General features: G+C 66.7%; 17 protein-coding genes. 9 read left to right on the forward strand and 8 right to left on the reverse strand.

Features of this window, described 5'->3' with window-relative positions:
- The first annotated feature begins 102 nt into the window (after positions 1–102).
- Both ACNFH5_RS21035 and ACNFH5_RS21040 read left to right on the forward strand, forming a co-directional pair.
- Positions 103–825, forward strand: a complete 723-nt coding sequence (locus ACNFH5_RS21035; RefSeq protein WP_416749259.1) for a response regulator — start codon at positions 103–105, stop codon at positions 823–825.
- Positions 825–2,201 carry an ATP-binding protein gene (locus ACNFH5_RS21040; protein WP_416749261.1) on the forward strand — a complete coding sequence of 459 codons (1,377 nt, stop codon included), beginning with the start codon at positions 825–827 and terminating at the stop codon, positions 2,199–2,201. The genes ACNFH5_RS21035 and ACNFH5_RS21040 overlap by 1 nt, the downstream gene beginning before the upstream one ends.
- A gap of 508 nt (positions 2,202–2,709) precedes the next feature.
- Here ACNFH5_RS21040 and ACNFH5_RS21045 read toward each other — a convergent pair.
- Together ACNFH5_RS21045 and ACNFH5_RS21050 are read right to left on the reverse strand one after the other, a co-directional pair.
- On the reverse strand, positions 2,710–4,980 hold the full coding sequence (locus tag ACNFH5_RS21045) for a TonB-dependent receptor (protein ID WP_416749263.1): 2,271 nt from the start codon (positions 4,978–4,980) through the stop codon (positions 2,710–2,712).
- A 192-nt stretch (positions 4,981–5,172) separates the two neighbouring features.
- Entirely contained in the window at positions 5,173–6,387 is a 1,215-nt protein-coding gene (locus tag ACNFH5_RS21050; RefSeq protein WP_416749265.1) for an MFS transporter, read from the reverse strand.
- Positions 6,388–6,592: 205 nt separating this feature from the next.
- Between ACNFH5_RS21050 and ACNFH5_RS21055 the strand changes: the two genes are divergently transcribed.
- The 3 genes from ACNFH5_RS21055 (at position 6,593) to ACNFH5_RS21065 (ending at position 9,802) form a co-directional block, all read left to right on the forward strand.
- On the forward strand, positions 6,593–7,288 hold the full coding sequence (locus ACNFH5_RS21055; RefSeq protein ID WP_416749267.1) for an alpha/beta fold hydrolase: 696 nt from the start codon (positions 6,593–6,595) through the stop codon (positions 7,286–7,288).
- Between the two features lie 54 nt (positions 7,289–7,342).
- Positions 7,343–7,735 (forward strand): GFA family protein, encoded by a 393-nt coding sequence (locus ACNFH5_RS21060; RefSeq protein ID WP_416749269.1) that lies wholly within the window; start codon positions 7,343–7,345, stop codon positions 7,733–7,735.
- 129 nt (positions 7,736–7,864) lie between these two features.
- Positions 7,865–9,802 (forward strand): tyrosine-protein phosphatase, encoded by a 1,938-nt coding sequence (locus ACNFH5_RS21065; RefSeq protein WP_416749270.1) that lies wholly within the window; start codon positions 7,865–7,867, stop codon positions 9,800–9,802.
- Between the two features lie 214 nt (positions 9,803–10,016).
- On the opposite strand, the gene ACNFH5_RS21070 is transcribed toward ACNFH5_RS21065, so the two are convergent.
- The 4 genes from ACNFH5_RS21070 to ACNFH5_RS21085 form a co-directional block, all read right to left on the reverse strand.
- The gene (locus tag ACNFH5_RS21070) at positions 10,017–11,045 is read right to left on the reverse strand and encodes an AraC family transcriptional regulator (protein WP_416749272.1); all 1,029 of its coding nucleotides are present in this window, start codon (positions 11,043–11,045) and stop codon (positions 10,017–10,019) included.
- A gap of 186 nt (positions 11,046–11,231) precedes the next feature.
- The gene (locus ACNFH5_RS21075) at positions 11,232–11,402 is read right to left on the reverse strand and encodes a hypothetical protein (protein WP_416749274.1); all 171 of its coding nucleotides are present in this window, start codon (positions 11,400–11,402) and stop codon (positions 11,232–11,234) included.
- 75 nt (positions 11,403–11,477) lie between these two features.
- Positions 11,478–12,608 carry a helix-turn-helix transcriptional regulator gene (locus ACNFH5_RS21080; RefSeq protein WP_416749276.1) on the reverse strand — a complete coding sequence of 377 codons (1,131 nt, stop codon included), beginning with the start codon at positions 12,606–12,608 and terminating at the stop codon, positions 11,478–11,480.
- Between the two features lie 102 nt (positions 12,609–12,710).
- Entirely contained in the window at positions 12,711–13,760 is a 1,050-nt protein-coding gene (locus tag ACNFH5_RS21085; protein ID WP_416749279.1) for a Rieske 2Fe-2S domain-containing protein, read from the reverse strand.
- Positions 13,761–13,952: 192 nt separating this feature from the next.
- On the opposite strand from ACNFH5_RS21085, the gene ACNFH5_RS21090 reads away from it, so the two are divergent.
- From ACNFH5_RS21090 to ACNFH5_RS21105, 4 genes are read left to right on the forward strand one after another with little or no spacing between them, the layout of a single operon-like run.
- Complete coding sequence (locus tag ACNFH5_RS21090) at positions 13,953–14,771, forward strand: SDR family NAD(P)-dependent oxidoreductase (protein WP_416749281.1); 819 nt, start codon at positions 13,953–13,955, stop codon at positions 14,769–14,771.
- 9 nt (positions 14,772–14,780) lie between these two features.
- The gene (locus ACNFH5_RS21095; RefSeq protein WP_416749283.1) at positions 14,781–15,698 is read left to right on the forward strand and encodes an alpha/beta hydrolase; all 918 of its coding nucleotides are present in this window, start codon (positions 14,781–14,783) and stop codon (positions 15,696–15,698) included.
- Between the two features lie 10 nt (positions 15,699–15,708).
- The gene (locus tag ACNFH5_RS21100; protein WP_416749285.1) at positions 15,709–16,815 is read left to right on the forward strand and encodes a 3,4-dihydroxy-2-butanone-4-phosphate synthase; all 1,107 of its coding nucleotides are present in this window, start codon (positions 15,709–15,711) and stop codon (positions 16,813–16,815) included.
- A 1-nt stretch (position 16,816) separates the two neighbouring features.
- Positions 16,817–18,040, forward strand: a complete 1,224-nt coding sequence (locus tag ACNFH5_RS21105; protein ID WP_416749287.1) for an NADH:flavin oxidoreductase — start codon at positions 16,817–16,819, stop codon at positions 18,038–18,040.
- A 669-nt stretch (positions 18,041–18,709) separates the two neighbouring features.
- On the opposite strand, the gene surE is transcribed toward ACNFH5_RS21105, so the two are convergent.
- Positions 18,710–19,687 (reverse strand): 5'/3'-nucleotidase SurE, encoded by a 978-nt coding sequence (gene surE / locus ACNFH5_RS21110; RefSeq protein WP_416749289.1) that lies wholly within the window; start codon positions 19,685–19,687, stop codon positions 18,710–18,712.
- Positions 19,688–19,759: 72 nt separating this feature from the next.
- Positions 19,760–21,136, reverse strand: a complete 1,377-nt coding sequence (locus ACNFH5_RS21115) for a DUF1329 domain-containing protein (RefSeq protein WP_416749291.1) — start codon at positions 21,134–21,136, stop codon at positions 19,760–19,762.
- Between the last annotated feature and the right edge of the window lie 4 nt (positions 21,137–21,140).

The raw sequence follows: 21,140 nt of genomic DNA on the forward strand, positions 1-21,140 counted from the left end.
ATTGGATCGGCGTGAAATCCCGCGCCACAACATTCCATTACATTTGCGCCATGCAGCCCGCGTCGACAGCCGGAACGATAGCGACCCGCCGCGAGTTTCCCGATGTCCAGGCCAGACCACATCCTCGTCGTCGACGACGACCCCGAGATCCGCCAGCTGCTGGCCGATTACCTCAAGGGCATGGGCTACCAGGTGTCCGCCGCCGCCGATGGCCGCGAGATGCAGCGCCAGCTGGAAGTCCAGCCGGTGGACCTGGTGGTGCTCGACCTGATGCTCCCCGGCGAGGACGGCCTGACCCTGTGCCGCGACCTGCGCGCGCGCAGCGACGTGCCGGTGATCATGCTCACCGCGCGCGGCACGCTGATCGACCGCATCATCGGCCTGGAGATGGGCGCCGACGACTACCTGCCCAAGCCCTTCGACCCGCGCGAGCTGCTGGCGCGGATCAAGGTGGTGCTGCGCCGGGTGCAGAGCTTCCCGCAGCGCGCCCAGGTGGACGAAGCGGCGACCCTGCGCTTCGCCGGCTGGGAGCTGGATACCCGCGCCCGTCACCTGCGCTCGCCGGCCGGCTTGAGCATTGCGCTGGCTGGATCGGATTTCCGCCTGCTGCGCCTGCTGCTGCAGCATCCCAATCGGCCGCTCGGTCGGGACTTTCTGTTGCGTCAGGTGTTCGACAAGGAGCGCCTGCCCTTCGACCGCGCCATCGACGTCTGTGTGAGCCGCCTGCGCCAGCACCTGGAAGATGATCCGAAGTCGCCGAGGCTGATCCGCACCGTGCGCAACCAGGGCTACATGCTCACCGCCGAAGACGTGGTCAGCGCCTGATGCGCCTGTGGCCGCGCACGCTGTTCGGGCGGCTGGTGGTGATCCTGGTAGGCGGGATGATCGCCGCCCAGGTGCTCACCGGCAGCATCTGGTACGACGTGCGCCACACCCAGGCGCTGGAGATTCCCCTGCGCCTGGCGGCGGCGCGACTGACCGATCTGCAGCATCTGCACCAGCGTCAGCCGGCGGATTTTGCGCAGGCGCTGGGTGCGCTTGACCGGCCGGGGTTCGAGGCGCGCCTGGTGGATTCGATGGAGGAGTCGGAGGGAGCTTTCGACCCCGCGGCTGAGCGCCTGCTGCGTCGCGCCGTGCATGACCAGGGCGGCGATGCCCAGGGCTTGCGCTTGTTGAGCGTAGAGTTGCGCGATGGTGCCGGCGAGCGCAGCGGGCTGGCAGGGCTGTTCACCGGCAGTGGCAGCAAGGCGCACTTGTTGCTGGAAGCGCCGCTGGGCGATGGTCAATGGCTACGCCTGGAGATGCTCGAAGGGCAGGGCTGGAGCAGCCAGTCGACCCTCGATGTAGCCCTGGACTATCTGCTGCGCCTGTACCTGCTGCGCATCATCGTCGTCGTGCTCCTGGCGTTGCTGGCGGTACGTCTGGCCATCGGCCCGCTGGACAAGTTGGCGCGCGCGGCCGAAGCCCTGGGCCAGGACATCCAGCGCCCGCCGCTGGCCGAAGAAGGTCCGCTGGAAGTGCGCCGCGCCGCCCGCGCCTTCAATGCCATGCAGCAGCGCCTGATCCATAACCTCGGCGAGCGCATGCGCTTCCTCGCCGCCGTCTCCCATGACCTGCGCTCGCCGATCACCCGGCTGCGCCTGCGCACGGAAATGCTCGACGACGAGACTGCGCGGCAGAAGCTGCGCAAGGACCTCGACGACATGGAAGGCATGGTCACCGCGACCCTGGACTTCATCAGCGGCAGCGATCTCGACGAGGCGCGACAGAACCTCGACGTGAACGCGCTGCTGCAGAGCCTGCAGGCGGATTTCGAGGAGCAGGGCGAGCGGGTTTCACTGTCCGGGCGCGCGCTGCAACCGCTTCCGGGGTATCCACTGAGCCTGCAGCGGGCGTTGCTCAATCTGCTGGAGAACGCCATCCGTTATGCCGGTGGCGCCGAAGTCGAGGTCGAAGACAGCGCCCAGGCGCTGTGCATCCGTGTGCTGGATCGCGGGCCGGGGATTGCGCCAGAGCAGCTGGAGCGGGTGACCGAACCGTTCTATCGCCTGGAACAATCGCGCAACCGCTCCACCGGCGGCTACGGATTGGGCCTGAGCATCGCCCAGACCATTGCCGCGGCGCACCATGGCCGGCTGGAGCTGCGTAACCGCGAGGGTGGCGGTCTTCAAGCAACACTGCTGTTCGACCGCGACGCCTGAGCGCCAGGTCTCCGTGTAGGAGCGAGCTTGCTCGCGAAGCGCTTGGCTCCGTGCCGTACCGGTTCGCGAGCAAGCTCGCTCCTACAAGGAAACAGTGCAGCGGGGATCGGGTCGCGAGCCTGCCCACCCGGTTTCCGGGGAGGGAGTCCTGTTGGTGGACAGGTTCGCGGTTGAACGTGTCGCGCCACCGCTCGGAAGCATGCAGCGCCTGTAGGAGCGAGCTTGCTCGCGAAGCGCTTGGCTCCGTGCCGTACCGGTTCGCGAGCAAGCTCGCTCCTACAAGGAAACAGTGCAGCGGGGATTGGGTCGCGAACCTGCCCACCCGGTTTCCGGGGAGGGAGTCCAGTTGGTGGACAGGTTCGCGGTTGAAGTGAGCAGCGGAGCAGATTGACCTGCGTAGGAGCGGACTCTGTCCGCGATGCTGTCCGGCGCGATGCGGGCCTATCGCGGACGGAGTCCGCTCCTACGAAAAACGGATCGGTGCGTCGTCAGCCGCGCTGATCAATGCTCAGAACGAATAATCCGCACTCAGCACCGCACCGCGGCTTGCGCCCGGCACGCCGTAGCCGCGGCCGTTGTACTGGCTCCAGTAGTGCTTGTCGAACAGGTTGTTGACGTTCAACCGAAGTTGCACGTCCTGGGTCGCCTGCCAACTGAGCATGGCGTCGTGCACCACGTAGCCGGGCACGGTGCTCTGGCCCGCGCGGGTCATGGTCGAGCCGAGGCCCGGATAGATCTTCACGTCGTCCACATATTGCACGCCGTAGCTCAGGGCCAGATCGTCCGGCACCTGCCAGGTGCTCCACAGGCTCAGGGCGTTCTGCGGGGTGTTGGCCAGTTGCACGCCCTTGTCCGAGCCGTTGTAGGGCTTCACCAGCCTGCTGTGCTGGTGCACGTAGGCGGCGTACAGCGACCAGTTGCGCGTGATGTTGCCGCTGGCGGACAGCTCGATGCCGCGCACCCGCTCCTCGCCGCCGGTGTAGGCGGAAAGCTCCTCGTCGTCGATGTAGGTCAACTGGCGTTTGGTCTCGAACACGTCGCCGTTGAGTGCCAGTTGGCCGTCGAGGAATTCCCACTTGCTGCCCACTTCGTAGGTCTTGCCGCGGTCGCCCTTGGTCGAGGCAATGCTGCCGGTCTGCGCTACGGCCAGCACGCCCGAAGGTTGCCTGGCGTTGGCGTAGCTGACGTAGAGGCTGCCGTTCTCCACCGGCTTGTAGGTCAGTGCGGTGTGCACGCTGGTGAGCTTCTCGTTCTGCGAGGAGCTGCCCTTGTCGACCCAGGCGGCGCTCTGGCTGGCGCGGGTCTCGCTGTCCAGCACGCGGGTGTCGAAGTGGTCCTGGCGGGCGGCCAGGTGGAGTTGCCAGTGCTCGTCGAACTTCAGGGTGTCGAGCAGGTAGAATGCCTTGTCGAGCTGCTCCACCGACTGCTTGGCGGAGGTGTAGGTGTCCAGCGCATAGGGGTATTTCGACCAGTCGTTGCTGGCTACCGGCAGGTTGCCCATGGTGGTCCGGCTGGCGGCGGTGAGCGCGCCGGTCTTCGAGTCCAGCGTCTGCTTGCTCAGGTCGAAGCCGCCGACCAGGGTATGGCCGATGCCGAAGGTGTCGACGCGCCAGGTCAGGTTGGTCTGGTTGCTGTAGGTCTCGTTGGTCTGCTCGCGCAGCGGCGTGTTGATGTTGCGCCGGTAGATGCCCTTGCCGGCCTGGATGCCCGGCGCGCCGGCGTTCGCATCGCCACCGGGGGTGGTGACGAAGAAGTCGTGGTCCAGGTGGAACCAGGTGAAGCGGCTGTCCAGGCTCAGGTCATCGTTGAAGTCATGGGCGAACTTCAGGTTCACGCGGTGCGATTCGTTGTTCTCGTAGTCGAGGTTGCGCCAGCCCCAGTAGCTGCTCCAGCTGGCGCCGCCAGCGCGGTGCGGCGAGCTGCCGTTGCTGCCGTTGACGGTCGGGATGCCGTAGTCCGGCGTGGCGTTGTCATGCAGGTATTCGTAGGCCAGGGTGACACGGGTGTCGGTGCCCAGGCCCAGTGCCAGGGAGGGGGCGAAGCCGTAGCGTTCGTCGCCGACCCAGTCGCGGCCGTCGGTGCCGGTGTTGGCGCCCATCACGTTGACGCGGAAGGCCGCGCCTTCGCCGAGGCCGTCGATGCGGTGGTTCACGTCCAGCGTGCCGCGCTTGAAGTTGGCCGTACCGACGCCGCCGCTGAGCAGGTTGAAGTCATCCAGTTGCGGGGTCTTGGTCACCAGGTTGACCGCGCCGCCAACGGCGCCGACGCCCCAGGCCGCAGTGCTGGAGCCCTTGAAGACCTCCACGCCCTCGGTATTGAAGAAGTCGTCGCGGGAGTACTTGGCGGGGTCGCGAACGCCATCGCGGTAGATGTTGCCGTCGGCGTTGAAGCCGCGGATGGTCAGGCTGTCGCCCACGCCACCGCCGCCCTCGCCGGAGTTGAAGGTGATGCCCGGCACGTTGCGCAGGGCGTCCTTCAGGCTCTGGGCATTCTGCTCCTTGAGCAGTGTCTCGGAGAGAACCGTGACGCTCTGTGGGGTATCGCGCAGCGGTTCGCTGTACTTCGCCGAGCTGGCGTGGTCGACCTTGTAGGGCGACTCCCGGGTGGCCTGCACGGTACTGTCGGGCAGGGCCAGGGCGTCCTGATCATCGGCGGTGGGAGGTTGATCGGCCCAGGCGCTCAGCGGGATCGCCATGAAGGTGGCGAGGCCGACGATGGGGGCAAGGGTGAGAGGTGCATCGGAACGGGTAACGGGAGTGAGGTTCAAGCGGGACGACATGGACGGAAAGCTCTCCGGCAAATGCGAGTTATTTGCATTGCGGAAAGGCTAGCAGTGATGGCCCGAGGCCCAGGCAGCGCAAATGTATCGCCGGCGACGCTCAGGGCGCTTTACAACAATCCATTACATTTGCCCGCGCACGAATGGCCGGGCGAAGGGTCTGCCGCCGGCTCGGGGCCGGCGGCAGGGGGGTTACGCTTTCTTCTTCGTGGACGGCAGCAGAATCGTCAGGCAGCCCAGCAGCGGCAGGTAGGAGCACAGCGTGTAGACGTACTCGATGCCATGGATGTCGGCCAGGTGGCCGAGGAAGGCCGCGCCGATGCCGCCGAAGCCGAACATCAGGCCGAAGAACACCCCGGCGATCATGCCGACGTTACCGGGCACCAGTTCCTGGGCGTAGACCACGATGGCGGAGAAGGCCGAGGCGAGGATGAAGCCGATCACCAGGCTCAGCACGCTGGTCCAGAACAGGTCGACGTAGGGCAGCGCCAGGGTGAAGGGCGTGACACCGAGGATGGAGAACCAGATCACCGCCTTGCGCCCGATACGGTCGCCCACCGGGCCGCCGAAGAAGGTGCCGGCCGCTACCGCACCGAGGAAGCCGAAGAGGTAGAGCTGCGAGCTGGCCACCGAGAGGTCGAACTTCTCGATCAGGTAGAAGGTGTAGTAGCTGGTGAAGCTCGCCATGTAGAAGTACTTGGAGAACACCAGCAGCGCCAGCACCACCAGGGACGCCGTCACCCGGCCCTTGGACAGCCCGTGGGTGGCCACGCCGCCGGCCTTGAGCTTGAACAGGTTGAGGTGGTGGCTGTACCAGCGGCTCAGGCCCCAGAGCACGCCGACGAGGAACACCGCGAACAGGCCGAAGTACGCCACGTTGCCTTGGCCGTACGGAATGATGATGGCTGCCGCCAATAGCGGGCCGAAGGCGCTGCCGGCGTTGCCGCCGACCTGGAAGGTGGACTGCGCCAGCCCATAGCGCCCGCCGGAGGCCAGCCGCGCGATGCGCGAGGTTTCCGGGTGGAAGGTCGAGGAGCCGATGCCCACCAGCGCCGAGGCCAGCAGGATGGCGTGGAAGCTGCCGACGAAGGCCAGCATGAGGATGCCGATCAGCGTGCAGACGCTGCCCAGCGGCGCCAGCCAGGGTTTGGGATGGCGGTCGGTGTGATAGCCCACCCAGGGCTGCAGCAGCGAGGCGGTCAGCTGGAAGGTCAGGGTGATCAGGCCGACCTGGGTGAAGCTCAGGCCATAGTTGGCCTTGAGTACCGGATAGATCGACGGCAGCACGGCCTGGATCAGGTCGTTGGTCAGGTGGGCGAGGGCGCACGCGCCGATCACGCGCATGACCAGCGGGCTGGCCTGGCTGGCCACGGACGGCGTGGCCAGGGAAGAAGCGGTGGTAGACATGGGACTCCGGGGCAGCAAGGTGTGGCGCGCGGGCAGGGCGCGCCGGGGTTTTTCGTATTTGGGTGGCCTATGCTAGGCGCGGCCAAGGCGGCTGTCTCACGCGATCCGGACGACGAATATCGCGAAACGGCCAAATCGGCCTCCCACCTTGCGGATCAGCTATGCTCGCAGGCCTTCAAGAAGCCCATCCCGCCAGGTCTACCGCATGTCGTCCGCTGTCACTTTCCGCGTGCCTTTCGATGGGCGCGAACTCCACGCCGACACCCTGAAGGGCGACTCGTCGCTGCACCTGTTCGGCATTCATGGTGGCGGTGCCAGCAATCGCTCGGTGTGGGATGGCTTGCGTCGGTCGTTGTGGCAGCGCGGCGTGGGGTCGACGGCTTTGGACTGCATCGGCCACGGCCAGACTGGCGGCGTGTTCGCTGATTCCTCGCTGCAGCGCCGCAGCCAGCAGGCGCAGTCGGTGATCGAGCAGGTGGGCGTGCGTCCGACCGCGCTGGCCGGTATCAGCATGGGCGCCTACAACGCGCTGCGGTTGAGCGAAGAACTGGAGGCGCAGGCGCTGATCCTTATCGTGCCCGGCATCTATACCCCCGAAGCCCACGAGGTGCCGTTCGGGCCGGACTTCTCGGCGATCATCCGTCGTCCGCGCAGCTGGGCCGACAGCGACGCCTGGGACATCCTCGGGCGCTTCCGTGGCCGCTTGCTGGTGGTGGCCGGCGAGCAGGACAGCGTGATCCCGCTGGAAATCCCCGAGCGCCTGCATGCCGCCGCGACCCGCGCGAGCCAGCGTGAGTTGCTGGTGGTGCCCGGTGCCGGCCACAAGGGGTTGCTGCCACGGCTGCTGGACAACCCGCAATGGCATGCCGCCGTACTGGCCTGCGTCGGTCTGGAAGACTGAACATCGACAGACCGGGCGGGTCATCATCACTCCTGCCCAATGAAGAGGTGCAACATGGACAAGGTCACCGGCAGCTGCCTGTGCGGCAGCCTGCGCATCGAAGCCACCGGCCAGCCGTACCGGGTCGGTATCTGCCATTGCCTGGATTGCCGCAAGCACCATGGCGCGCTGTTCAATTCATCGGCGATCTTCCCCGAGAGCGCCGTGCAGATCGAGGGTGAGTCCCACGAGTACAAGGGGAGAAGCTTCTGCCCGCGCTGCGGTTCCTCGGTGTTCGGCCGCAGCCCCGGCGAGATCGAGGTGGCGCTCGGTGCGCTGGATGCGCCGGACCAGTTCCAGCCCACCTATGAGCTGTGGACCTGTCGCCGCGAAGCGTGGCTGCCGGCGTTTCCGATGCGCCACCGTTACGAGCGCGACCGCGAGTCCAGCGGGCACCGCGACGATTAGCTTCACGGACAGAAAACGCACCCCACGGACAGATCGCGCCGGCATTTCCCGATGCCGCGCGATTGTCATATTCGCGCCTGAAAACCCTGCCGATAGTAGCCACGCCAACAAGCTCAAAGAGGCTACATCGTGTTTCATCGTGCTCTGCTTTCCGCTTCCACCGTCGGCCTGTCCCTGCTCAGCTTGTCCATCGCCTGCGCCAACGCAGCCGAGACCTACGCCCTGGACACGCCGCACCTGGCCGGTATCGACAACTTCCGCGACATCGCCGGAACCACCACTGCCTACACGACCAGCAACGACGGCGTGATGCGCTCCGGGGTGTTCTACCGCTCCAACGCGCTGACGCCCAAGGGCACGGACCTCGCGGTGCTGGGCAGCCTGGGCATCAGCGACGTGTTCGACCTGCGCACGCCCAGCGAGATCGCCGGCACGCCTGACACCCTGCCGGCCGGGGCGGCCTACCACAACATCGACATCATCGGCAGCACCACCTCCGGCGCCAACATCACCAACATCTCCTTCACCAGCGCGGCCCAGGCCGTGCAGATGATGGAAGAGACCAACCGCGCCTTCGTCAACGACGCCGGCATGCGCGGCCAGTTCACCACGCTGTTCAACGAACTGGCTGCCGCCGACGGCGCTGCCTTGTTCCACTGCACCGCCGGCAAGGACCGCACCGGTTGGACCGCCGCCGTGTTGCTGAGCATCGCCGGGGTAGACAGCCAGACCATCATGGACAACTACCTGGCCACCAACGACTACACCGCCGCGCGGATCAAGGCGACCCTGGCGATGATGCCGGCGAGCATGGCGGCGATCTACGAGCCGCTGATCGGCGTGCAGGCCAGCTACCTGCAGGCCGGCCTGGACGAGGTGACTGCCGAGTACGGCACGATGGACAACTACCTGAAGGAAGGTCTCGGCCTGTCCCAGGAGACCATCTACGTGCTGCGCGGCAAGATGGTTTACTACGGCACCCTGCCGGGTACCGCCGGGCTTTCCGGCAACGCTGCCGCCGGTGCTCAGTTGCTGACCCAGCTGCAGAACAGCAGCCTCTCCGGTGCCTACACCGCATACAACTACTACCTGCAGTCGGCCATCGACGCCGGCACCCTTGGCGGCGTCGAATCCACCGTCGGCGGGCAGGTGCATGCCGACGCGGCCAGCTACCTGCTGCGCCAGGATGCGCTGATCGATCGCGCTGCCGCGCCCTATGCCAGCGGCGTCGATCTGAAGACCGGGCAGACCCGCCTGTGGACCACCGCGCTGGCCGGCTACCAGGGCAACTCCGCCACCTCTGATGCGCAAAGCAGCAACGAACACACCCAGGGCATGATGGTCGGTGTGACCCAGCGCTTCTCCGAACAGCTCAGCGGCAACGCCGGTTTCGGCTACAGCAAGGGCAGCGTCGGCGGTGCCGGCGGCGAAGTGGATACCGACCTGACCTTCGTCCGTGGCGGTGCGCGCTTGGCCCTCGACAACCTGGAGCAGGGCCTGTTCGTCGATGCCGACCTCAGCTACGGCTGGCTCGACTACGACAGCAAGCGCGAAATCGGCGGCGGCCTGGGCAAGGCCAAGGGCGACACCAGCGGCAACCTGAGTGGCGCCAGTGTCGCCCTGGGTTACCGCGCGGCGGTCTCCACCGTGACCCTGGAGCCGAGCATCGGCCTGCGCTACAGCCACCTGGATCTGGACGGCTTCCAGGAGAAGGGCAGCGAACTGGCGCTGGACGTCGACGACATCAGCGAAAACCGCCGTAGCGCCTACGCCAACCTGAAGGCGTCCTTCGCTCCAGTGGTACTGGGCAGCGGATGGCAGATGGTGCCGGGCCTGGAAGTAGGCTACGACCACGCGCTGGGCGACTACAAAGTCGACAGCGAAGGCCAGCTGCTGGGCCTGGATGTCTCCCAGCGCGCCGCCTTCGACAACCGCGACCAGTTCAGCGGTGCGTTCAGCCTGACCGCCAGCCAGGGCGACTTCAGCGTCGGCGCCGAAGTCGGTGCCCTGGGCGGCAGCGGCAGCCACGGTGCCAGTGGCAGCCTGAAGGCCAGCTACCAGTTCTGATCGCATCGCGCTGTCCAAGCGGCCCGTCGCGTCATACGCGGCGGGCCGCCTTGCTTTCCAGCGAGTAGGACGGGTAATTCGTTCCGGGTTATGCGCCCTAGGCGGCTGATCTACATTGCCACGTTGATGGCGATGTTCGCGAGCAAGCTCGCTCCTACGAAGAGCTCGAAACCCTGTAGGAGCGAGCTTGCTCGCGAACCGAGCTGGCTGGAGCCTAGCCGGCGAGCGTTGAGAGCAGGGTGAGGTTGCTTCCCTGGGCAGGCGTCGACAGATTCCTGCGCAGGTCTGCCGGGCTCATGCCGTAGGCGTTCTGGAAGTACTGGCAGAAGCGCCCGACGTTGCTGAAGCCCAGGGCCAGGGATATCTCGCTGACCGACTGCGTGCTGTCCTGTTGCAGCGCAGCATAGGCGCGCTGCAGGCGCACCTCGCGCTGATAGGCGACGATAGAGCTGCCGACGAAGCGACGGAAGCCTTCCTGCAACGCGCGCAGGCTGACGTTGGTCAGTTCGGCCAGGTCGCTGCCGCTGACCATGGCGTCGGGATGCTCCTGGATATAGTCCATGGCCAGCTTCACATGGCGCGGAGCGATCTGCGGGGCGGGGCGCTTGAGCGCATCGCTGTAGTTGTGCGGCCAGATTTCCAGCACCGAATCCACCAGCATTTCCTGCAGGCGCGCCGGCATCAGCGCGCTGGAGTTGATCAGCAGGTCGAACTCGTTGCCGGTAGCCATCGCGACGATGGCCTTGATGCCCTGGAAAGCGTCGTTGCTCAGGTCCACCCGCGGCTGGAAGCGCACCTTGTGGGTGATCGGCCGGCCGAGCAGGGTGGCCAGGCGGCGGGCGAACAGCGAGCGGCGCACCGACAGCCCATGGTGCGCGTGGCCGTCGATGAAACCGACCGAACGCACCGAAGCCTTCTCCATGGCCAGCCCGACGCTGGGCAGGCCGACGCTGTCGCTGCACTGGTTGAAGACGACGCGGCCGGCGCTGGGGAAGATGAAGGTGATCTCGTCGTCGAGGTCCGGCATCTCGGCCAGCAGGTCGCCGCGAAAGCTCAGGCGGCGGAAGCTCACTCCCTCGTAGCGGCCGTAGACCCCGCCGATGGCGATGGGCTTTTCCGGCCTGGGCATCCCCGAATAGAGGTTGCCGAACATTTGCGTGTAGAGCTCGCCGAAATCGTCGGCGGTCATGTTCTCGGAACGGATCAGGAACTGCTTGCGCGAGGTGCTCGTGTCTACCGTCATGGTCCGTCTTCTGGCAGCGCCGGGGGGGCCGCGCCGACCATGGGGGGCGGCGTGCGGAATGTGGGCGAGCACGTTAGCGGCCGAGGGTTACAAATCCGTGATGGCCGTAGGGCGTATGACCGTTCGCGGTCATACGCCGCTTCTGTGTGCCGGCCGCCTGCGCCTTGCTCAATCCGGGCGCATTCATCACGGCACTGCCCGCAAGCAGCTCCCCAGGTCGCACGGCGCCGGCAGCGAGCGCTGGGCGGCCAGGCGCACCTGTTGTGCCGAGCGTTCGTGGATATCCAGCATCAGGTGGGCGGTGAACAGGCAGCTGCAGAAGATCAGCGCCACGAACAGCGGAATCAGTCTGGACATGCTGGCGACCTCGTCGACCAACTGGGGGTGTCCCACGTTAGTCGCCGAGGCCGGCGGGCAAATCGTCCGCTCGGACTAGCCCAGGGTCGCCACACTGCGCAGGATCAGGCGCACCAGCATGGTCTGGCGGGTCACCCCGGTCTTGGAGAAGGTCGAGCGCAGGTGGGCGCGCGCGGTGTTGCGGCTGATGTTCAATTCTTCCGAGGCCTCGTCCAGGGTCAGGCCGTTGGCCAGCAGCATGGCCAACTGCGCTTCGGCCGGGGTCAGGTCGAACAGCGCCTTGACGATTTCCTGCGGCGCGCGGGACTCCTGTTCCGGGTCGCTGACGAAGATCACCACCGACGGGCAGTGCTTGCCCTCGTTCCATTCGCTCAGCGGCACCGAGCGCACGATGATGCCCAGGTCCGCGCGGCCGGACGGGCGCTGCACGCGCATGGCCTCCACCACCGAGGGTTGCGCGCCTTTCTGCGACTGCAGCGCCTGTTTCACCAACCGGCGAAACTCCTGGCAGTCGCGCGGAGTGCCGACCTGCAGGCTGTCGGCGCTGATCTTCAGGCCATCCTTCTCGCGCAGCAGGTTTTCCGCCACCTGGTTGGTCTGCAGGATCTTGCCGGCTTCGTCGAGGATGATGGTGCCGACGGCGAACTGGTCCACCGCGCCGGCGTAGAGATTGCGTTCGGTCTCGATGCGGTTGATCTGCGTGTGCAGCGCCACCGAGCGCTCCAGGTGCGGGACGAAATAGGCCAGCAGGGCCTTGTCGTTGTCGGTGAAGCCGGGCGATTCCACGCCGCGGCTGACGCGGATGCGGCACAGGGCGCCGTCGCTGGTGCGGATGTCGGCGCCGAGGATGTGGAATACCCCGACCGGCTCGAGGAAGTTGCGGTAGAACTCCGACGCCAGCCACTGTTCCTTGGAGACGAACTCCTCGAGGATCACCACCTGGCCGCTGGGCAGGTCGACGAAGGGGTCGAGGTTGAAATAGTACTGGTTGTACGACGCCACGACCTCGGCCGAGCTGCCGTTGGTGTTGACCATCAGGCCTTCGCTCTGGTCACTGGGCGGACGCAGGATGAAGGTGACGTACTTGGCCTCGAGGAACTGGTTGAGCTGGTTGAGGAAGGATTGCCACGGCGTGGGCTCCAGGGGGCCCTGGTAGAGATTGCCGAGCATCCCGCTGAACTGGTCGAGATCGAGCGACTGTGCCATCGGTAGAACCATTTTTTATTGTTGTTGTAGGAAAGCGCCGACGAGATTAATCGGCGCATTCCGCAAAAGGCAATCGGTCCCGCAAGGCAGGGGACCGGTGGCTCAGGCCGGTTCCGCCTGTGCTGCCCGCACCACGAAGCTCTTGCGTTCGGCGAGGCCCGTCGGCAGCTCGGCGATGTTGGTGTAGAACTGCTCGTACCACTTGCGCAGCTGGTACACCGGGCCGTCGCCGTCGCACAGCAGCGGGTTGTCGACGCGGGTCTTGCTGTGCCAGATGGCTACGTCCTCGTAGAAGGCGGCGCGCGCCTGCTCCACGTAGGCCAGGGCCATGGCGCGGTTGTCCTCGGCGGACAGGCCCGGCACCTTTTTCACCAGTACGCCGTAGCGCAGGGTGAAGCTGTTCTGGTCGATGGGCACGTGGCAGTTGAGCAGGATCGACTCGATCGGCTGGCCGCCCATGGCGCCGGTCATCCAGGTGATCTGGTAGGCCGGGCCGTAGTAGGTGGCTACGGTGCGCAGCTCGCTGTCGCCGGACAGTCGCGCGCTGCGGCCGCGCATCACCTGGGTGGCCATGTGGCTTTCGAAGTGGTTGCTGAATTCGTCGATGGGCGCTTTGTGCACGCTGTCGAAATGCGCCATGTCGGAGACGTTGTCCACCAGCTCGCGGCAGTTGGTATCGATCTTCAGTTCCGCCACTTCCCACTCGGCCCACTCGGCGTCGTAACAGGCGTCGATGCGTGGGATGGCCTGCTCGGCGATGGGCGGGTTGCCTTCGGGATCGTTCCAGACGAACAGCAGGTGGTTCTGCTCCATGACCGGCCAGGACTTGATTTTCGCCCTTGGCGGGATGCGCTTGGCATAGGGGATGTCATCGCACACGCCGTCGGCGCCCCAGCGCCATTCGTGGAAGGGGCAGCGCAGGCTGTTGCCTTCCACGCAGCCGTCGCTGAGGTCCGCGCCCATGTGCGGGCAGTAGCCGTCAAGAATGTGCAGTTGGCCATCCTCGCCCTGGAAGGCCACCAGGCGGGTGCCGAATACATCCAGGCGATGGGCCTTGCCGTCGCGATACTGGCTGGCCAGACCCAGGCAGTGCCAGCCGCGCGCGTAGCGCTCTTCTACCGGGCGCGCTTCGATACGGTGCAGCGTACTCATCTTGTTGTTCTCCCATCAGGTTGCCGCAGGCAGAAGGGCGGCACGAGCCTGGTTGGGATTCTGCAAGCCAGAGCGTCCGCGGCATCGTCTGAACGGACGAGGGCGCGCCCTAGTCCGGGTGGACGATGCCGCCAGCCCCCTGGCCGGCGATAACACCGCCATCGACCGACAACAACGACAAACGGTGGAAAGATGAGCGAGCAGCAAGCTGGCCGCGTGGCCGTCATCACTGGCGCCGCCAGCGGCATTGGCCGTGGCCTGGCGCAGCACGCGGCAGGGTTGGGGATGCGCCTGGCCCTGGCCGACCGCGACCGCGCGGGGCTGGACGAACTGGCCAGCGAGTTGGCCGCGACCGGCTGCGAGGTGCTAGCGCAGGTTACGGATGTGAGCTGCGAGCTGGACCTTTTCGCCCTGCGCGATGCCACCCTGGCGCGCTTCGGCGGCGTCGACCTGCTGTTCAACAATGCCGGTGTCATGCAGACCGGCGCCAGTTGGGAGCTGAGCGAAGCGCAGTGGCGGCGCATGCTCGACATCAACCTGCTGGGCGTCACCCACGGCCTGCGCGCCTTCGTGCCGGTGCTGCTGGCGCAGGGCAGACCTGCGCACATCATCAACACTGCGTCCCTGGCCGGGCTGCTCGCCAGCCCATTCCTGGCTGCCTACACGGTCACCAAGCAGGCGCTGGTGGCGCTCTCCGAAGTGCTGCACCACGAGCTGGTGGCCATCGGCGCCCCGGTCGGCGTCTCGGTACTCTGCCCGGGGCCGGTGGCCAGTCGCATCATGGCCTCGGATCAGGTCGGCCAAGGCGCCGGTCCCGCACTCGGTGCGCAACTGGAGCAGAGCATCCGCGAAGGCATGCCGGCCGATCTCCTGGCCGCCCAGGTGTTCGCCGCCATCCACCAGAAGCGCTTCTGGATTCTCCCGCACCCTGATTTCAAGCCCGCGCTGCAGGCGCGTACGCAAAGCATCCTCGACGAGACTAACCCGGTCTTCCTGATGGCCGACGTATAAGGAGTGAACATGGCCCTCGATCCTCACATGCAGGCCCTGCTGGAACAGTTCGCCGGGGCCTTTGCCCTGGACTTCCAGCAACTCGACGCCGTGACCTACCGCAGCTTCGCCGACCAGGGGCTGGCCGCCGGCGAGCAGCCGACGCTGGCAGAGGTACGCGAGCTGCGCGTGGTCGGCGAACTGCCGGCGCGCCTCTATCGCCCGAGCGACGAGTCCGGTCTGCCGCTGCTGGTGTTCTTCCACGGCGGCGGCTTCGTCGCCGGCACCCTCGACACCCACGATGACCTCTGCCGGCGTATCGCGCTGGGCAGCGGCGCAGTGGTGGTGTCGGTGGGCTATCGGCTGGCGCCGGAAGCACCGTTCCCGGCCGCACCCAATGACTGCTGCCAGGCCGTGGCGGAACTCGTGGCGCGCGCCGCCGAACTGGATGTGGACGCCACCCGCCTGGCCCTGGCCGGCGACAGTGCCGGTGGTAACCTGGCCATCGCCGCCGCGCGCCTGCTCAACCTGCGCGGCGGGCCGCTGCCCAGTGCGTTGTGCCTGCTCTACCCGGTGACCGATCAGAGCTGCGGCAGCGCCTCGTACCGCGAGTTCGCCAGCGGCTACTTCCTCGAAGCGTCGATGATGCACTGGTTCTGGCGCCAGTACCTGGGTAGCTGGCCGGCGCCGCTGGATGTGCTGGCCTCGCCGTTGCACGCCGCCGACCTTGGCGCGCTGCCGCGCACATTGCTGGTGAGCGCCGAATGCGACCCGCTGCGCGACGAAGGCGAAGCCTTTGCCGAGCGCGCGCGCGCAGTCGGTGCCGATGTCGAATTGGTACGCGCCGAAGGCATGCTGCACGGCTTTGCCAGCTTCGCGCCCTTCGTGCCGCGCGCGCAGGCCTATCTCGACGACGCTGCGGCCTGGCTGCGCGACGTGTTGCGCTGAGGAGCCGGACATGACGCTGGACAGTCCGTTGCACCTGATCGAAGCGCTGCGCCAGGGCCGGCCGGTCATCCTGGTCGATGGCGAGGAAGAGGGCGGTGACGGCATGCTGGTGCAGGCCGCCGAATTCATCGATGACGCGGCGCTGAACTTTTTCGCGGTGCAAGCGCGCGGGCTGGTCTGCCTGGCGCTGACCGACGAACGCTGCACGACCCTTGGCCTGCGGCCGATGACGGACAACCCGCGTGGCGACAGCCTCGGCTTCATGGTCTCCATCGAGGCCGCGCAGGGCATCAGCACTGGCATTTCCGCAGCCGACCGCGCGCGCACCGTGCAGGTAGCCGTTGACCCCGCCAGCAAGCCTGCCGACCTGGTCAGCCCCGGCCATATCTTCCCGCTGCGCGCATTGCCCGGCGGTGTGATGAGCCGTGCCGGACATGCCGAAGCGGCCTGCGACCTGGCGCGGCTGGCCGGCTTGCAACCGGCCGCGCTGGTCGCCGGCATCCTCGACGAGGAAGGCGAGAACGCGCGTGGCGAGGTCCTGCATGCTTTCGCTCAGCGCCACGGCCTGGCCATCGGTGGCATCGCCGAGCTGATCCATCACCGCATCCTTCATGAAGGCACCATCGCCCGTGGCACGGAACATCGCATCGATACCCGCCACGGGCCGTTCCGCGTGTGCACCTACCACGATGCCTTCAAGGACGTGGTGCACCTCGCCCTGGTGCGTGGCCAGGTCGATTCGGCCCAGCCAGTGCTGGTGCGTGTGCAGGCGGTGGAAACCCTGCGTGATCTCCTCGCCGGCGAACCGCCGCGTGGGCCGCAGCAGTGGAACCTTGACCGCTCCCTGGCGCGTATCGCCGCTGAGGGCAGCGGCGTGCTGGTGTTATTGGCCCAGCAGGAAAGCGCTGGCACTATCCTCGATCAACTCGCGCGCGGGCCGGGGTTGCAGGCACCAAAGTTTCCCCAGCGCACGCTGGGTGTTGGCGCGCAGATCCTGCGTGACCAGGGCGTGCGCAAGATGCGCCTGATGAGCTTCCCGGTGCCGTACAAGGCGGTCTCGGGTTTCGAGCTGGAAGTCGCCGAATTCGTCCCCTTCACCCAGCCCGAGGAGGCTTGAGATGACCCCGCAGGAAGCATTGGACAAGGTCCTGGCTCCCACTCGCCTGGCCGGCCTCGCGCTGCGCAACCGGGTGATCAAGACCGCCACCTTCGAGAGCATGTGCCCCGGTGGAGTGCCTGGCGCCGATCTGGCCGCGCACCATGCGCGGATGGCGCGCGGTGGCGTTGGCCTGACTACCGTGGCTTACTGCGGCGTGTCGCCGGACGGCCTGACCTTTGCCGACCAGATGTGGATGCACGAAGGTATTTTCGATCAGTTGCGCGCGCTCGCCGAGGCAGTGCACCGCGAGGGCGGCGCCATCTCCGCTCAGCTCGCGCACTGCGGCTTCTTCAGCCGTACGCGGCCGCAGAACATTCCGCGCCCGCGTGGGCCCAGTGCCGGCATCAACCAGTACGGGCTGTTCAGCGGCGTACCGTTCGCCGGGGCAATGGGCCCGGCGGACATCCGCAAGACCTTGGCCGAGTACCGCGATGCGGCGGCGCTGGTGAAGCGCGCCGGCTTCGACGCCGTGGAAATCCACATGGGCCACGGCTACCTGCTCAGCCAGTTCCTTTCGCCGGCCACCAACCGCCGCAGCGATGCCTATGGCGGCAGCCTGGACAACCGCCTGCGCCTGCCCCTGGAAGTCCTGGCGGCGGTGCGCGCAGCGGTGGGGGAGGACTTCCCGATCCTCGCCAAGCTGAACCTCAGCGATGGCTTTGCCGGTGGGCTGGAGATCGACGATTCCTGCCATATCGCCACGCGCCTGGCCGAACACGGGCTGAATGCGCTGGTGATGAGCGGCGGCTTCACCAGCCGTTCACCGATGTACCTGTTCCGCGGCGAGAGCCCGCTGGCGCAGATGATCCCGCTGGAACCCAACCCACTGCAGCGCACGGCGATGAAATGGTTTGGCGGGCGGCTGTTCGCCAGCCTGCCGTACGCCGAGATGTACTTCCTCGACCAGGCCCGGCGGGTGCGCCAGGCCACCGACATGCCGCTGGTGTACCTGGGCGGCGTCAGCCAGCGCGACAGCCTGCAGCGCGCCATGGCCGAGGGCTTCGATTTCGTCGCCCTGGGCCGTGCGCTGTTGCGCGATCCGGACCTAGTCAAGCAGGTGCGCAGCCAGGGCGAGGCTTACGAAAACGGCTGCAATCACTGCAACCAGTGTGTGGCGAGCATGGCCCTGCCGGGCGGCATCCGTTGCGTGCTGAACCAGCCCGATAGCTTCGCCCGCCTGTAGGTGTGCGCTGACGCGCAAACTGACGCAGCGCGGGGTCCCTTGTTCGCGAGCAAGCTCGCTCCTACAGGAATCGAGGCGGTGCGGACCACCATCACATAGGTCGCCCGCTGGTGTAGGAGCGAGCTTGCTCGCGAACCCGCCTGCCCCGGGCGCGCAGCCCACTAATCGGACGGAGCCCGCTCCCACGCCGTCTTCAGGGTTTCATCCCCCTACGAAGGTCCGCCGACAGATGTAGGAGCGAGCTTGCTCGCGAACCCGCCTGCCCCGGTCGCGCAGCCTACTAATCGGACGGAGCGTGCTCCCACGCCGTCTTCAGGGTTTCATCCCCCTACAAAGGTCCGCCGACAGATGTAGGAGCGAGCTTGCTCGCGAACCCGCCTGCCCCGGACGTGCAGCCTACTAATCGGACGAAGCCTGCTCCCACGCCGTCTACAGGGTTTCATCCCCCTACGAAGGTCCGCCGACAGATGTAGGAGCGAGCTTGCTCGCGAACCCGCCTGCCCCGGTCGCGCAGCCTACTAATCGGACGAAGCCTGCTCCCACGCCGTGTTCAGGGTTTTATCCCCCTACAAAGGTCCGTCGGCAGATGTAGGAGCGAGCTTGCTCGCGAACCCGTCTGCCCAGGACGTGCAGCCCACTAATCGTACGAAGCCTGCTCCCACGCCGTCTTCAGGGCTTCATTCCCTTCAACAATTCCCGCGCCCGCCGCTCGCCCTCGTGGTCTCCATTGAGGTCCGTCCCGACCACGCTGAGCACCGCATACCCCTGGGTCAGGAGGTAGGCATCCTCCCGGCGCTGTCGTTCGTTCGGTGCTTTCGCTGCGCCGAGATTCACGCGCGCGCCACCGTCCGCGTCCGCTTGCACGGCGAAGACGATGGGCGACCAGTCACTCACCGGCGCATACACCAGCCCGCGCACCTGTGCCGCCTGGCGTGCCGGGTAGTTGAGGTTCAGGCCCTGGCCGACGGGCAGGCCGAGCAGGTTGAATGCGCATTCGCCTTGGCTTTTCCCGCATGCCTTCTGCGCCGACCGGCCGGCCACGAGCGCTCGATCGAGCACGCGCACGGCGAGGCGCGCGCTGTCGCCCAGGGCGTCACGGGTCAGTTGCATTCCGGCTTGCGGATTGCGCTGCACCAGCGGCAGGTCGATGGCGGTGGATACGGCCATCGCCGGCACGCCGCGGCGCATGGCCCAGAGCGCGGCGTTGAGGGTGCCGGACATCTGGATCAAGGGACCTGCGTTGTCGCCGAAGTTGCTGCCGGAAACTACCAGGTCCGGCGGGCTGTCCCTGAGCAACAGGTCGAGGCCAGTATTCACCGCATCCACCGGCGTGCCGACAGCCATGTTCTTGCCCGCAGGCAGGGTGAACCCGGCGGGTGCACCGACGCAGTATTGCTGATCGGCGAGGCGGGTAATGGTCAGCGCCTGGCCGGGAGCGACCACGCTGGCGGCGCCGATGCCGCTGTTGTCGGTATCCGGCGCCACCAGCGTCACGCGATGTCCGGCGGCACTCAGCTCGCGGTACAGCGCCTGGATGCCCGGCGCGCGGCAGCCGTCGTCGTTGGTGAGCAGGATGGTCAGCGCGCTGGCCTGGGTGGCGAGGCTCAAGCCGGCAGTGGCGATGGCAGCGCGGAGGAGGTTGTGCATGGGGCATTCCTTGGTCGGCGAAACAAAACACAAAGCCCGCGCGGTATCCCGCGCGGGCTTTCGAAGGGGGCCTTACTGGCCGAGTTTGCGCATGTTGGCGGCGGTGAAGTAGTTGGCGTCGTAGTCGGCGCTGTTCAGCTTGGGCGCCGGTTGTTCGTTGGCCATGCGGTCGGCCAGGTAGGAGCCGGCGATGAGGTCATGGAACAGCGCCACGCGGGCCTGGTTCACCTGGATGTCGTAGGCGTACACGGTGGTCTGCATGTTGGTGCGCCACAGCTGGCCGCGCGAATCGTAGTTGTCGGCCAGGGCGGCGGACCAGCTGTCCTCGTCGAGGTACAGGGTGCGCTTGCCGTAGATGTGTCTGGCGCTCGGCTTCAGCGTGGCTTCCACTACCCACACGCGGTGCAGCTCGTAGCGCATGAAGTCCGGGTTGACGTGGTTGGGCGTGAGGATCTGCGAGTATTTCAGCGCCGGGTCGTCGAGCTTGTAGTTGTTGTAGGGGATGTAGATTTCGCGCTTGCCGAGCATCTTCCAGTCGTAGCGATCCGGCGCGCCGTTGAACAGGCGGTCTTCGTCGATGGTGCGGAAGCCGCCGGCTCCGGTGGGCGTGTCATAGCCGACGGTGGGCGCGCGCCGCACGCGGCGGGTGCCGGGCAGGTACTGCCAGCTCTGCCGCGGGCTGGCGACCGGGTCGAAGAACTCATTGCCGCCGATGATTTCGCCCTTGGAGCGCACGGGCTTGAGGGTGGTGATCATGAAGTGGCTCATCACGCCGCCGTCATAGTTCTGCAGCGAGCCGGTCGGCGAGCACCAGGGTGCGAGAATCTGGTAGTGCACGGTCTGCAGCGCCTGGTTGCCGTTGGAGTAGATCACCGCCTGGTCATAGACGGCTTCCTCGCTGTTGGCGCGGGCCTGCAGGGCGTGGTTCCACATCAGCTCGTAGCCATCCTTGGGGATGGGGAAGGGCGAGGCGCCGAAGGCGTTGCGTACGGCGTTGCCGCCATCCACCAGTTCCGCGCTGGTGGCGTTGGCCTTGATGTTGGCTTCGATCTTCTCGCTGAAACGGAAGTCGCGGTGCGAGGGGTAGATCGGCATCTTGAAGGTGTCAGGGTAGCGCTTGAACAGGGCGCGCTGGCCGTCGGTGAGGTGCTTGGAGTACTGATCCATGTTCTGCGCGGTGATGACGAACAGCGGCTTCTCGTCGGCGTACGGATCGGCGTAGCGGCTGCCGGGGCCGTCGTATTTCACCTGGGGCGGCGCGCCGCGCCACTTGCCGGTCCACGCGGGGATCGTCCCTTCGGCATTGCCGGCTTTCTCGGCGCCCATGGGCGTGAGCTCCTGGCCGAGGCGCGCGGCCTCTTCGGGGCTGACCTTGGCCTGGGCCTGGCCGATCAGGCAGGTGAGTGTCGCGGACAGCAGCAGGGCGGGCAGGTTGGGTTTGCGATTCATGATC

The sequence above is a fragment of the Pseudomonas sp. NY15435 genome (assembly GCF_048068295.1).
Taxonomy (GTDB): Bacteria; Pseudomonadota; Gammaproteobacteria; order Pseudomonadales; family Pseudomonadaceae; genus Pseudomonas.